General features: G+C 59.2%; 14 protein-coding genes. 8 read left to right on the plus strand and 6 right to left on the minus strand.

Annotation, left to right across the window (positions count from 1 at the left end; all coding sequences use genetic code 11):
* Nucleotides 1–10: 10 nt before the first annotated feature.
* Both AACY18_RS16995 and AACY18_RS17000 read right to left on the minus strand, forming a co-directional pair.
* Nucleotides 11–1132: a colicin E3/pyocin S6 family cytotoxin gene (locus AACY18_RS16995; protein ID WP_339434134.1), complete on the minus strand. Its 1122-nt coding sequence runs from the start codon at nucleotides 1130–1132 to the stop codon at nucleotides 11–13.
* Nucleotides 1133–1504: 372 nt separating this feature from the next.
* Nucleotides 1505–2452: a LysR family transcriptional regulator gene (locus AACY18_RS17000; RefSeq protein ID WP_339434135.1), complete on the minus strand. Its 948-nt coding sequence runs from the start codon at nucleotides 2450–2452 to the stop codon at nucleotides 1505–1507.
* Between the two features lie 149 nt (nucleotides 2453–2601).
* On the opposite strand from AACY18_RS17000, the gene AACY18_RS17005 reads away from it, so the two are divergent.
* Together AACY18_RS17005 and mmsB are read left to right on the plus strand one after the other, a co-directional pair.
* Nucleotides 2602–4128 (plus strand): CoA-acylating methylmalonate-semialdehyde dehydrogenase, encoded by a 1527-nt coding sequence (locus AACY18_RS17005; RefSeq protein ID WP_339465448.1) that lies wholly within the window; start codon nucleotides 2602–2604, stop codon nucleotides 4126–4128.
* A 10-nt stretch (nucleotides 4129–4138) separates the two neighbouring features.
* On the plus strand, nucleotides 4139–5026 hold the full coding sequence (gene mmsB / locus AACY18_RS17010) for a 3-hydroxyisobutyrate dehydrogenase (RefSeq protein ID WP_339434137.1): 888 nt from the start codon (nucleotides 4139–4141) through the stop codon (nucleotides 5024–5026).
* Between the two features lie 83 nt (nucleotides 5027–5109).
* On the opposite strand, the gene AACY18_RS17015 is transcribed toward mmsB, so the two are convergent.
* From AACY18_RS17015 to AACY18_RS17030, 4 genes are all read right to left on the minus strand, one after another.
* A complete protein-coding gene (locus tag AACY18_RS17015) occupies nucleotides 5110–5460 on the minus strand; it encodes a cupin domain-containing protein (protein WP_122589396.1) in 351 nt (116 codons plus the stop codon).
* 107 nt (nucleotides 5461–5567) lie between these two features.
* Nucleotides 5568–5939, minus strand: a complete 372-nt coding sequence (locus AACY18_RS17020) for a MerR family transcriptional regulator (protein WP_221730505.1) — start codon at nucleotides 5937–5939, stop codon at nucleotides 5568–5570.
* 47 nt (nucleotides 5940–5986) lie between these two features.
* Nucleotides 5987–6562 (minus strand): NAD(P)H-dependent oxidoreductase, encoded by a 576-nt coding sequence (locus AACY18_RS17025; RefSeq protein ID WP_339434138.1) that lies wholly within the window; start codon nucleotides 6560–6562, stop codon nucleotides 5987–5989.
* Between the two features lie 147 nt (nucleotides 6563–6709).
* Nucleotides 6710–7024 carry a putative quinol monooxygenase gene (locus AACY18_RS17030; protein WP_339434139.1) on the minus strand — a complete coding sequence of 105 codons (315 nt, stop codon included), beginning with the start codon at nucleotides 7022–7024 and terminating at the stop codon, nucleotides 6710–6712.
* Between the two features lie 184 nt (nucleotides 7025–7208).
* On the opposite strand from AACY18_RS17030, the gene AACY18_RS17035 reads away from it, so the two are divergent.
* The 6 genes from AACY18_RS17035 to AACY18_RS17060 all read left to right on the plus strand — a co-directional run bounded on the left by AACY18_RS17035 (nucleotide 7209) and on the right by AACY18_RS17060 (nucleotide 13216).
* Nucleotides 7209–7799 (plus strand): NAD(P)H-dependent oxidoreductase, encoded by a 591-nt coding sequence (locus AACY18_RS17035; protein ID WP_339434140.1) that lies wholly within the window; start codon nucleotides 7209–7211, stop codon nucleotides 7797–7799.
* Between the two features lie 60 nt (nucleotides 7800–7859).
* Entirely contained in the window at nucleotides 7860–8771 is a 912-nt protein-coding gene (locus AACY18_RS17040; RefSeq protein ID WP_339434141.1) for a LysR family transcriptional regulator, read from the plus strand.
* Nucleotides 8772–9044: 273 nt separating this feature from the next.
* A complete protein-coding gene (locus AACY18_RS17045; protein WP_339465449.1) occupies nucleotides 9045–10394 on the plus strand; it encodes a GntP family permease in 1350 nt (449 codons plus the stop codon).
* Between the two features lie 15 nt (nucleotides 10395–10409).
* A complete protein-coding gene (locus AACY18_RS17050) occupies nucleotides 10410–11270 on the plus strand; it encodes a MurR/RpiR family transcriptional regulator (protein WP_339434143.1) in 861 nt (286 codons plus the stop codon).
* A gap of 1 nt (nucleotide 11271) precedes the next feature.
* Nucleotides 11272–12729 (plus strand): N-acyl-D-amino-acid deacylase family protein, encoded by a 1458-nt coding sequence (locus AACY18_RS17055; protein ID WP_339465450.1) that lies wholly within the window; start codon nucleotides 11272–11274, stop codon nucleotides 12727–12729.
* A gap of 118 nt (nucleotides 12730–12847) precedes the next feature.
* Nucleotides 12848–13216, plus strand: a complete 369-nt coding sequence (locus AACY18_RS17060) for a glyoxalase superfamily protein (protein WP_339465451.1) — start codon at nucleotides 12848–12850, stop codon at nucleotides 13214–13216.
* The last annotated feature ends 17 nt before the right edge of the window (nucleotides 13217–13233 follow it).

Genomic DNA, 13233 nt, shown 5'->3' on the forward strand with positions numbered 1-13233 from the left:
TTTTTTCTCTCTATTTAGGGGTGGTTCTTCCGGGTTTTGCTGCCTTGGTTTGCTCGCCTGTTTCCGCGTCGAACTCCCCCAAGTGCTTGCCCTGCTTGTCGTACATTTCAACTGCTCCGTGCTGGCTGTCCCATTCGTAAATTCGGCCCTTACTGTCCTTCCAGCGAGCGCGTTTTTTGCCACCGCCTTGAACAGAGCTTTTGCTTCTCGTGCTTACTGCGTCGGGAAATGCTGCCAGCCCGTCAGCGGGGGCCGGGTGATAGCTATGGTCACCTGATACGCTCAGCGAAATGTAAATCGGCTGAATATCGGCGTTAGGAAATGTGATGATTGCATCTTGGTAGTCTGGTGGATGCACCGGATTGACCAATATTTTATTGGCCTGTTCGGTCGGCGGATAAACCCACACTGGTGGCAATTGCGGAGCACCTTCCAGTGCAGGAATGCCCAGTACGCCATCTGGGTTTACCGCTGGCGTCCAAGTGAGCCCAATCCCGTTGCCGATGTCAGCAACATATGTCTCACCGACTTTATCGCCCTTGATGACAGGGACATTCTCCCAGTCCGTTTTACCGCCCGTGTAGAAGCCGTAGGCGTTAACGGAGCCATCCGGCAAAGTCTTCACGTTGACGCGTACACGGGTGCGGCCAGTTTCAAGCGTTGCGTATTGATCGTTGTTGTAGAAGGCGCTATCAGGTGAAATGCTGGTGTTCGGGATCAGCATCCCAACCGTACCTGTTACAAAGCCAGCAGCAACAACACCTGATCCTTTCAGCAGGCCCAGTGATAGCGACCCGCCAAGACGTTTAGCAATTGCACTGCCAGTAGCAGACCCGCCCACCAGTTGGAGTGGGGTGCCTTGGGCGGTAATCGCTGCCCCGGTTCCAAGCACAGCCCACAGTCCGTAGTCGGCCAGTTTCTCAACAGGCACAAACCCGGATGGGTTCTTGTGGTCGATCACACCATCAGGGAGGTTGCAGCTCTTGGCAAACACACAGCCCATTGTGTCGGGCTTGTCTTCTGGTTTTGGTGATAGGTCTTTGTATTCCGCCCAACGCTGGGCATGGATATCGACAGGCTCAACACCGCTGTAGCGGTAGCCCTTTGGCGGGTTGGGTACATAGCCAGACATGCCGCTTCCTTTCGTCCTTGGGGAGTTCCAGCCTGTAGCTGGGCAGCATCGACGTTGCGGGAAGCTCATGCAATGGCTGTAGGACAAATCCCAAAAGCCGTGCTGAAAGTTCCCTATGTTCCATGTCAATTGCTGGAGGTGCGGAGGATAAATGGTTGGGAAAGGACTTTGAATGGTGGCAGTTTGCCGTAGCGCTTTCATCGCAATCTTCGACAATGCAGCCGCCATGACAGCGTTAAATTCGAACAATCAAGATATGGGCTTCGATGCGCTTTCAAAGTTACAAGTCGTGTACCAACCCCTGTTACAAAACGGTTGAAAAGGGCGTGCTGACCTCGCTACGATCCGGCCACCTGATTCCTTGAAAGCCTGTCAGTCAGCAAACCGCATCTCCCGAGTCTGCCCCATCAACAGACCCTGATTACGCTCGGTCACCTCACGGATGTAATCCCACAACAGGGTGATCCGCTTCAACTTGCGCAGGTCCTCACGGCAGTACATCCAGAACTGTCGGGTGATGTCGATTTCCTCCGGCAACACTGGCAGCAGGCGCGGGTCCTGTGCGGCGAGGAAGCACGGCAGAATTGCCAGTGAGCGCCCCTGCTGCGCTGCGACGTATTGCGCGATCACGCTGGTGCTGCGCAGGTTTGCGCTGGCGCCTGGCAGCACGTTCGCCAGGTACAACAGCTCCGAGCTGAACGCCAGATCATCCACATAACTGATGAATTGATGCTTACTCAGATCGGCCGAGCGGCGGATGGGTGGGTGTTGGTCCAGATAGTCCTGTGTTGCGTACAACTGCAAGCGGTAGTCGCAGAGTTTGCAGCACACGTATGGCCCGTGTTCCGGGCGTTCCAGGGCAATGACAATGTCGGCTTCGCGTTTGGACAGGCTGATGAAGTGCGGCAGGGGCAGGATGTCCACCGAGATCGCCGGGTAGGCGTCGACGAAGTGGCTCAACTGCGGCGTGATGAAAAAGCTGCCAAACCCTTCGGTGCAGCCCATCCGCACATGCCCGGACAGCGCCACGCCGGAGCCTGACACCTGCTCGCAGGCCATGTGCAATGTGCTTTCAATCGACTCGGCATAGCCGAGCAAACGCTGGCCTTCGGTGGTCAGGACAAAGCCGCTGGTGCGTGACTTTTCGAACAGCAGCGTACCGAGCGCCGCCTCCAGCGAACTGATCCGCCGCGACACCGTGGTGTAGTCGACGGCGAGCCGTTTGGCGGCGGTGCTGGCCTTGCGGGTGCGGGCGACTTCGAGGAAAAACTTGAGGTCGTCCCAGTTCAGTGAACCTAGTGAGGTGATGTTTTTTTGCATGATGGACGGGCTTATATGTGCGTTCTTATTAGAAGTTTGCACATCTATACTCCAAAAACCGTCCGACAACCAATTCGTGACACACGCCTCATCTCAAGGCGAACCCTTCGCCTTGGCTCCTACGATAAGAACAAGTTCTGGAGACCAGCATGAACGCATCGCTTACGCCCAACGACACCACGCTGCAGAAGGTCAAGCTGCTGATTGACGGCGAGTGGGTCGAGTCGCAGTCCACCGAATGGCACGACATCGTCAATCCGGCGACCCAGCAAGTGCTGGCCAAAGTTCCGTTCGCCACCGCCGCTGAAGTCGACGCCGCTGTCAGCGCCGCGCAACGCGCCTTCCAGACCTGGAAGCTGACCCCGATCGGCGCGCGTATGCGCATCATGCTCAAGCTGCAAGCGCTGATCCGCGAGCATTCCAAGCGCATTGCCTTGGTGCTGAGCGCCGAGCAGGGCAAAACCATTGCCGACGCCGAGGGCGATATTTTCCGTGGCCTGGAAGTGGTCGAGCACGCTTGCTCAATCGGCACGCTGCAAATGGGCGAATTCGCCGAGAACGTTGCCGGTGGCGTTGATACTTACACCCTGCGTCAGCCGATCGGCGTTTGCGCCGGCATCACGCCGTTCAACTTTCCGGCGATGATTCCGTTGTGGATGTTCCCGATGGCCATCGCCTGCGGCAACACCTTCGTGCTCAAGCCTTCGGAGCAGGATCCGCTGTCGACCCTGCTGCTGGTGGAATTGGCGATTGAGGCCGGTGTCCCGGCGGGCGTGCTCAACGTGGTGCATGGCGGTAAAGACGTGGTTGATGGCCTGTGCACGCACAAAGACATCAAAGCCGTGTCCTTCGTCGGTTCGACCGCTGTTGGTACTCACGTTTACGACTTGGCCGGCAAACATGGCAAACGCGTGCAGTCGATGATGGGCGCGAAGAACCACGCCGTGGTGTTGCCCGATGCGAATCGCGAGCAGGCGCTCAATGCACTGGTCGGCGCCGGTTTTGGCGCGGCCGGGCAACGTTGCATGGCGACTTCGGTGGTCGTGCTGGTGGGTGCGGCCAAACAATGGCTGCCGGATCTCAAAGCCCTGGCGCAGAAGCTCAAGGTCAACGCCGGCAGCGAGCCGGGCACCGATGTCGGCCCGGTGATCTCGAAGAAAGCCAAGGCGCGGATCCTCGACCTGATCGAAAGCGGTATTAAGGAGGGCGCCAAGCTTGAGCTGGACGGTCGCGACATCAGCGTGCCGGGTTACGAGCAAGGCAACTTCGTCGGCCCGACCCTGTTCTCCGGGGTGACCACCGACATGCAGATCTACACCCAGGAAATCTTCGGCCCGGTGCTGGTGGTGCTGGAAGTCGATACCCTCGACCAGGCCATCGCGCTGGTCAACGCCAACCCGTTCGGCAACGGCACGGGCCTGTTCACCCAGAGCGGTGCGGCGGCGCGCAAGTTCCAGACGGAAATCGACGTCGGTCAGGTCGGCATCAACATCCCGATTCCGGTGCCGGTGCCGTTCTTCAGCTTCACCGGTTCCCGTGGTTCGAAACTCGGCGACCTCGGCCCGTATGGCAAGCAAGTGGTGCAGTTCTACACGCAGACCAAAACGGTCACGGCGCGCTGGTTCGATGACGACAGCGTCAATGACGGCGTGAACACCACCATCAACCTGCGCTGAGGAACGAGCCATGAAAATCGCATTTATCGGTCTGGGCAACATGGGCGCACCGATGGCGCGCAACCTGATCAAGGCCGGCCATTCACTGAGTCTGGTCGATCTGAACAAAACCGTGCTGGCAGAACTGGAACAACTGGGCGGCACCATTCGTGCCTCGGCGCGCGAAGCCGCTGAAGATGCAGAACTGGTGATCACCATGCTCCCGGCGGCAGTGCATGTGCGCAGTGTCTGGTTGGGAGAGGACGGCGTGTTGGCCGGTATCGGCAAAGGCGTGCCGGCAGTGGATTGCAGCACCATCGATCCGCAGACCGCTCGCGATGTGGCGGCGGCCGCTGCCAAGCAAGGTGTGGCCATGGCTGACGCACCGGTTTCCGGCGGCACGGGCGGCGCCACCGCCGGGACGTTGACTTTCATGGTCGGTGCAACGCCGGAACTGTTTGCGACTTTGCAACCGGTGCTGGCGCAGATGGGCCGCAACATCGTGCATTGCGGTGAAGTCGGCACCGGGCAGATCGCCAAGATCTGCAACAACCTGCTGCTGGCGATCTCGATGGTTGGCGTCAGTGAAGCCATGGCATTGGGCGATGCGCTGGGGATCGACACCTCGGTGCTGGCCGGGATCATCAACAGTTCGACCGGTCGCTGCTGGAGTTCGGAAATGTATAACCCGTGGCCTGGCATCGTCGAAACGGCACCGGCCTCGCGCGGTTATACCGGCGGCTTCGGTGCCGAACTGATGCTCAAGGATCTGGGGCTGGCGACTGAAGCGGCGCGTCAGGCACACCAACCGGTGGTGCTCGGCGCGGTGGCGCAGCAGTTGTATCAAGCGATGAGCCAGCGGGGGGACGGCGGGAAAGACTTCTCGGCGATCATCAACAGCTATCGCAAACCGCAATAGCAATCGCCGCCGATGTAGGGGCAATCAACGTGCAGTCAGTGTTGCCGGGAAATCACGTCGGGTGATTTCCCGGTTTTTTTTCATCAGGCGAACACGAAATATTTGCGCACGGTCTCGACCACTTCCCAAGTGCCTTTCATGCCCGGTTCAACCACGAAAATATCGCCGGCGCGCAGATGAATCGGCGCCATGCCGTCCGGGGTGATCACGCAGTAGCCTTCCTGAAAATGGCAGTACTCCCACTTCACGTATTCAACGCGCCACTTGCCCGGCGTGCAGATCCAGGTGCCCATGATCTTGCTGCCGTCTTCGCTGGTGTAAGCATTGAGGTTGACGGTGTGCGGGTCGCCTTCGAGTTTTTCCCATTTGCAGGCGTCGAGTACCGGCAGCGGGTGGGTGTCGCGCAGAACGGTGATAGGGGCGGTCGCGGTCATGAGGACTCCGGGCGGTGGACATGAGGAATGAAGTCGCACCCTATAGCGCCGGCTCGCCGCTCAGTTGTCTGTGCTCGACATCGAGCTGCTCAGAAACGCGCCAACACTTACAGATTTTCCAGCGGGCATTGCTCTCGGGCCTGTTGCAGGTTTGCGTCAAATGCCACCAACTGCGCGTGCTGTCGAGAAAGTTTGGCGATCTGGTCGCTGATCTCGCGTTTTTTGTCTTCGATGGCCTGCTGTGCCAAAGCCCAAGGCATCGACTCACCGTGATGGCCTGCGAAAATTTTCTGCAGCTCCATAAGTTTGAAGCCCATCTCCTTCGCACACTTTATAAAACCCAGCAGTTCGACGCTTTGCTGATCGTAGACGCGATATTTGCCCTGTCGTCGAGGTGGGGGCAGCAATCCAATAGCCTCGTAATGGCGGATGGTTTTGACCGTGGAGCTGGCGCGTTGAGCGGCTTCGCTGATGTACATGAACAGTCCTTTTTACCTTGGCTTTGCCTCAGTGATTATCGCCAGACTCAACGACTGACGATAGCCTGCGCCTGTAGCAACCACGCCTGTCGCTGCTGAGCGCTTGAGCCCAGCACCGGGCCGAACGTGAGCGTGCGCAGTGGTTTTATTCCGCAGAACGCTAGGGTGCTCTTGCGTACTTCATGCAAGGCGGGCATGCGATAGACCCAGCGGTAATACCAGGGCGGCGTGTCCATGGTCACCAGCAAATCCGCGGTGCGGCCTTTCAGCAATTTGTCTGGGAACGCTTTGCCTTTGCGGTATTTGAAGGCGAAACCCGGCAACAACACCCGATCAAAAAAACCTTTGAGCAGCGCCGGTATGCCGCCCCACCAGATCGGGTAAACCAGCGTCAGATGCTCGGCCCAGAGGATGTCGGACTGTGCCGCACTCAAGTCATCTTCCAGCGCTTGAATCTGTTGATAGCCCTGGCGTAACACCGGATCGAAGTTCATTTCACCAAGTCGCAACTGGCGAACTTCGTGTCCGGCATCGAGTGCCGATTGTGCATAACTTTCGGCGAGTGCGGCGCACAAGCTGTTCGCCGAAGGATGCCCGAGAATCAACAGAATACGTTTGCCCATCGTCATCGTCCTTGCTGATGAAAAAGCCAAGGATGAAGTCTGCCCCTTAGGGGAGAGTCAAGGCGCGCAGCAAGGCGTTGGCGTAATTGGGCCGGGCGCTGAACTCCCGGGCGCGCACCATCAAGCGGCGCCGCGCCCACTTGCTGATCAGCGGTTAGCCGATGCTTCGCTGAGCATGTCGATCAGACGGATATCGAAATCGCGCTCCAGATAGTCCATGCGCTCGGCGTAAAACGTCTTCATGTGCGGCAGCGTCGAATGCACATCGAGATGCGCCTGGGACTCCCAGACCTCGTAAAAGATGAACAGCGTCGGATCTTCTTTGTCGCGCAGCATGTGGTATTCGATGCAGCCCGGCTCAGCGCGGCTTGGCTCGACGTAGGCGCGAAACAGCGTTTCGAAAGCCTCGGCTTTCTCTGGGCGGGTCTTGGCGTGCAGGATGAAACCCCGGCGTTCACTCATCAGAAACGACTCCTCCAATTCAGATGGCTGTGAATGCTACGGCAACAATCAGATATCGATTCATGCGTTTTACTCAAATGTATTTTGCGCCATCCCGGCTTATTCCGCGCAAGAGGGATGGTTAATCTGCCGCCATTCAATTTTCCTTCTCCATCCAGCCCAATGGCTGCGCCGAGGCTTTCTCATGAAAAAAGTTCTGTTGCTCAATGGCGGTAAAAAATTCGCCCACTCTGACGGTCGCTACAACACCACCCTGCATGAAACGGCGCTGAGCGTGCTGGATCGTGGCGGTATGGATGTCAAAACCACCTTCATCGACGAGGGGTACGACGTTGCCGCAGAAGTGGCCAAATTCCTTTGGGCCGACGTGATCATTTATCAGATGCCGGGTTGGTGGATGGGCGCGCCGTGGACGGTGAAAAAGTACCTCGACGAAGTCTTCACCGAAGGCCACGGCAGCCTGTACGCCAGTGATGGCCGCACCCGTTCCGACGCGTCGCAGAAGTACGGCAGCGGTGGGCTGATTCAGGGCAAGCAATACATGTTGTCGCTGACCTGGAACGCGCCACAGCAAGCCTTTGACGACCCGAGCGACTTCTTTGAAGCCAAAGGCGTGGACGCGGTGTACTTCCCGTTCCACAAGGCCAACGAGTTTTTGGGCATGACCGGCCTGCCGACCTTCCTCTGCGTTGACGTGATGAAACGCCCGAACATCGAAAACGATGTGGCGCGTTATGAGCAGCATTTGACCGAGGTGTTTGGCCTCAAGGCTTGATGCTCGGCTACTATCGAAGGCCTGAACCTGCGGTGAAGGCCAATCGATCCGAGGACACCCGTGAAAGCCAGATCCGATGAGTTGCAGATTTTCGTCTGCGTGATCGAATGCGGCTCGATTTCCGCCGCCGCCGAGCAGGTCGGGCAAACGCCGTCGGCGGTCAGCCGCACCCTGTCGCGGCTGGAAGCCAAGCTCGACACCACGCTGATCAACCGCACCACGCGGCGCATGGACCTGACCGAAGAGGGCAAGTATTTCTTCGAGCACGCCAAGCTGATTCTCGATCAGATGGACGCGCTCGAAGAACGTCTGTCCTCTCGCCAGCAAACGCCGTCCGGACGCCTGCGGATCAACGCCGCGTCGCCGTTCATGCTCCACGCCGTCGTACCGTACATCGACGAATTCCGCCGGCTCTACCCCGACATCCAGCTCGAACTCAACAGCAATGACCTGATCATTGACCTGCTGGAACAGAGCACCGACATCGCCATCCGCATCGGCACCCTGGCCGACTCGACGCTGCATGCGCGTTCGCTCGGATGCAGTCCGCTGTTGATCGTCGCCAGTCCCGCCTATCTCGAAAAGCACGGCACGCCGCTGCAAGTGGCCGATCTGAGCGAACACACCTTGCTCGGTTTTACTCAGAACGAGGGCCTCAATCAGTGGCCGTTGCGTTATGTGCACGGCGACCGCTGGCCGATCACCCCGGCGATCAGCGCCTCCAGTGGCGAGACCGTGCGGCAACTGGCGCTGGAAGGGCAGGGCATCGCGTGCCTGTCGCACTTCATGACCATCGATGACATTCGCGCCGGGCGCCTGAACGTGGTGCTGGCCGAGTTCAACAGCGGTTATCGCCAGCCGATCAACGCCGTGTATTACCGTAACTCGCAACTGGCGCTGCGCATTCAGTGCTTCCTCGACTTCATCCAGAGCAAACTCGCCGCCTACGCCAGCGCCGATTTCAAAGGCTGAATGGGGTGCGCGACAAGCAAGCCCGGCCCCCACCGTTGCTGTCGCCTGACACACCGCCTTCGTGAGCAAGCCCACTCCCACAGGGTTTTGTGTTAACCCCGTAACGATGTAAATCCCACCCCGCGATTTTCAATAATCGCGACACGGCCTGTTCATCCGCGACAGGTCTTACCTCTCCACGAAAATAACTTTCATGGCGTTTGAAAACTCGATCTCGAAATGATTTATGAGTTTCACAACCCATTCGAACGTGACCCTTTCGAGGAGTACCGCATGACGCCTTCCTTCGGCTATTGGCTGCTGGTCTACGCCGCCGTCGCCATCATTGCTCTGATCGTGCTGATCGCCCGTTACCGGCTCAACCCGTTCATTGTCATCACCCTGATTTCCATCGGCCTGGCGCTGGTCGCGGGTATGCCGCCGTCCGGCGTGGTGGGCGCGTATGAGGCCGGGGTGGGCAAGACGCTGGGGCATATTGCGCTGGTGGTGGCGTTGGGGACGATGCTCGGCAAAATGATGGCCGAGTCCGGCGGCGCCGAGCAGATGGCGCGCACGTTGATCGACAAATTTGGTGAAAAGAACGCGCACTGGGCCATGGTGTGCATCGCGTTTCTGGTCGGCTTACCGCTGTTCTTTGAGGTCGGTTTTGTCTTGCTGGTGCCAATTGCGTTCACCGTGGCGCGGCGCGTCGGTGTGTCGATTTTGATGGTCGGCCTGCCAATGGTCGCCGGTCTGTCGGTTGTGCACGCGCTGGTACCGCCGCACCCGGCAGCGATGCTGGCGGTGCAGGCCTATCAAGCGTCGGTCGGGCAGACGCTGCTGTATGCGATTGCGATCGGCATACCGACGGCAATCATCGCAGGGCCGCTCTACGCCAAATTCATCGTGCCGCGCATTCAATTACCGGCGAATAACCCGCTGGAAAAACAATTCCTCGACCGCGAACCGCGCGACAACCTGCCAGGGTTCGGCATTACCCTGGCGACCATCCTGTTGCCGGTGGTGCTGATGCTGATCGGCGGTTGGGCCAACCTGATTTCCACACCGGGCAGCGGCTTCAATCAGTTCTTGTTGTTCATCGGCAACTCGGTGATTGCGCTGCTGCTGGCGACCTTGCTGAGTTTCTGGACGTTGGGCATCGCCCAGGGTTTCAACCGCGAATCGATCCTCAAGTTCACCAATGAATGTTTGGCGCCGACGGCCAGTATCACCTTGCTGGTCGGTGCGGGCGGTGGCTTGAACCGGATTCTGGTCGATGCCGGTGTGACCGATCAGATCGTTGGCCTCGCTCACGAATTTCATCTGTCGCCGCTGATGATGGGCTGGCTGTTTGCGGCGTTGATGCGCGTGGCAACAGGATCGGCCACGGTGGCGATGACCACCGCTTCGGGCGTGGTTGCGCCAGTCGCCATCGGTCTGGGTTATCCACACCCTGAACTGTTGGTGCTGGCGACCGGTGCCGGGTCGGTGATCTTTTCCCACGTCAACGACGGCGGCTTCTGGTTGATCAAGGAATACTTCAACATGACGGTCGCGCAGACGTTCAAGACCTGGACCGTGCTTGAGACCTTGATCTCGCTGGTTGCTTTCGGTCTAACCGTCGGCCTTTCTTACGTGCTGTAACCGGAGCCCGCCGTCATGGACATCCTCTACCAGATCCGCGCCCGTCAGGATTCCTTCAGCGCCGGTGAAGGGCGCATTGCCCGGCTGATGCTCGACGACGTCGGCTTTGCCGCCTCCGCCAGCCTCGAAGAGCTGGCGCAACGGGCCGACGTCAGCACCGCCACACTGTCGCGGTTTGCGCGCACGGTCGGCTGTCGCGATTTGCGTGATCTGCGCCTGCAACTGGCCCAGGCCAGCGGCGTTGGCAGCCGTTTTCTCGACCCGGCCGGCACGCCTGAGCAGTCGGCGTTCTACGGGCAGATTGTTGGCGATATCGAAACCACGCTGCGCCAGCATCTGGCGGCCTTCGACGAATCGCGATTTGCCGACGCGGTGAAAATGCTCAGCCAGGCACGCATGATTCACGCGTTCGGCATGGGCGGCTGCTCGACCCTGTGCAGCGATGAATTGCAGGTGCGCCTGGTGCGCCTCGGCTATCCGATTGCGGTGTGTCATGACGCAGTGATGATGCGTTTGACCGCCGCCAGCCTGAGCGCCGAGCAAGTCGTCATCGTCTGCTCATTGACCGGAATTACCCCGGAACTACTGGAAACCGTCGAACTGGCGCGCAACTACGGCGCACGCATTCTGGCCATCACCCGCGCCGATTCGCCGCTGGCCGAACGGGCCGACCTCGTTCTGCCGCTGCAAAGCGCGGAAACCTCGTTCATCTACAAACCGACGGCAGCGCGCTACGGCATGTTGCTGGCCATCGACGTGCTTGCCACCGAGTTGGCGCTGGCCAATCCTCAAGACAATCAAGAACGTCTGCGGCGGATCAAACTCGCCCTCGACGAATACCGTGGCGGCGATGATCACCTGCCGCTGGGAGACTGACATGCTGTACGACACGTTGATTCGTAACGCCCTGATCATCGATGGCAGCAACCGCCCCGGTTACAGTGCCGACGTGGCGATTGTCAATGGTCGCATCGAGCAGATCGGCGACTTGCACGACGCCACCGCGAACGAACAAGTCGACGCTGCCGGCCGCGTGCTGGCACCGGGGTTTATCGACGTGCACACCCACGACGACACCGTGGTCATCCGTCAGCCAGAAATGCTGCCCAAGCTCAGCCAAGGCGTGACCACGGTGATTGTCGGCAACTGCGGGATCAGCGCCTCGCCGGTGACGTTGAAAGGCAATCCACCCGATCCGATGAACCTGCTCGGCACGGCAGCGGCGTTCGTTTATCCACGTTTCAGCGACTATCGCGCAGCGGTCGAAGCGGCCAACACCACGCTCAATGTCGCCGCACTGATCGGCCACACAGCGCTGCGCAGCAATCATCTTGATGACTTGTTCCGCACCGCAACGGCTGACGAAATCAGCGCCATGCGCGAGCAGTTGCGCGAAAGTCTCGAGGCCGGTGCGCTGGGTTTATCCACAGGCTTGGCGTACGCCAGCGCCTACAACGCCTGCACCGATGAAGTGATGCAACTGAGCGAAGAACTCACGGCATTCGGCGCCGTTTACACCACCCACCTGCGCAGCGAATTCGCCCCAGTGCTGGAGGCGATGGACGAGGCGTTTCAAATCGGTCGTCATGCCCGCTCGCCGGTGATCATTTCCCACCTCAAATGCGCCGGTGTCGGTAACTGGGGGCGCAGTCCGCAGTTGTTGGCCGCTCTTGAAGACGCGGCAAACACTCACCCGGTTGGCTGCGATTGTTATCCGTATGCGGCGAGTTCATCGACGCTGGATCTCAAACAGGTCACCGACGCCCACCGCATCACCATCACCTGGTCGACGCCGCATCCGGAGGTCAGCGGCCGCGACCTGATCGACATCGCCGCGCAATGGAACGTGCCGCTGCTCGACGCCGCCAAACGCCTGCAACCGGCGGGGGCGGTGTACTACGGCATGGACGAGGCCGATGTACGAAGAATCCTCGCGCATCCGTTGTCGATGGTGGGGTCTGACGGACTGCCGGAAGACCCGTTCCCGCATCCGCGTTTGTGGGGCGCTTTCCCACGGGTGTTGGGACATTTCAGCCGTGACGTCGGGTTGTTTCCCTTACACACAGCGGTGCACAAAATGACCGGTCTGTCGGCGGCCCGGTTCGGTTTGAAGGGCAGGGGCGAGATTCGGCAAGGCTACTGGGCCGATCTGGTGTTGTTCGATCCGGCAACGGTGCGTGATGTGGCGGATTTCAGCGACCCGCAACGGCCGGCGCAAGGCATTGACGGGGTGTGGATCAACGGTGTTTTGAGTTATGGCGATGGGCAGGCGAATGGGCGAAGGGCAGGGCGCTTTCTTGCCCGCGAGGGCGATTTGCGTGACGGCTTTCGTTGACGTTTCGCGCAGTGCGTCACAGCAGTGGCACATTGCGACTAAAGAAAGCCATCCACAAGCCGAAGTGCTGACATTCAGCCCCGCTACACTTTTGGGCCAATCAGTCAGGGAGCCCCCCATGAGCTTCGGCAAAACCACTCCGATCCTGCGTATTTTCGATGAAGCCAAAGCCATAGAGTTCTACGTCGACTTTCTCGGTTTCAAGATCGACTGGCAGCATCGTTTCGAAGCGAATTTCCCGTTGTATCTGCAAGTGTCGCGGGGGGAGTGCGTGCTGCATCTGTCCGAGCATCATGGTGATGCGACGCCGGGTTCGGCGCTGCGGATTGAAACGGATGAGCTGGAGGCGTTTCAGCAGCAACTGCTGGCCAGGGATTACAAATTCTCGCACCCTCAGATCCAGGCCATGCCGTGGGGCAGTCAGGACATGACCATTGCCGACCCGTTTGGCAATCGGCTGGTGTTTACCAACGCGATCAGTGTTTGAAACCGTTTTAAGCTGCA

The sequence above is a fragment of the Pseudomonas sp. EA_65y_Pfl2_P74 genome, assembly GCF_963970575.1.
Classification (GTDB): Bacteria; Pseudomonadota; Gammaproteobacteria; order Pseudomonadales; family Pseudomonadaceae; genus Aquipseudomonas; species Aquipseudomonas baetica_A.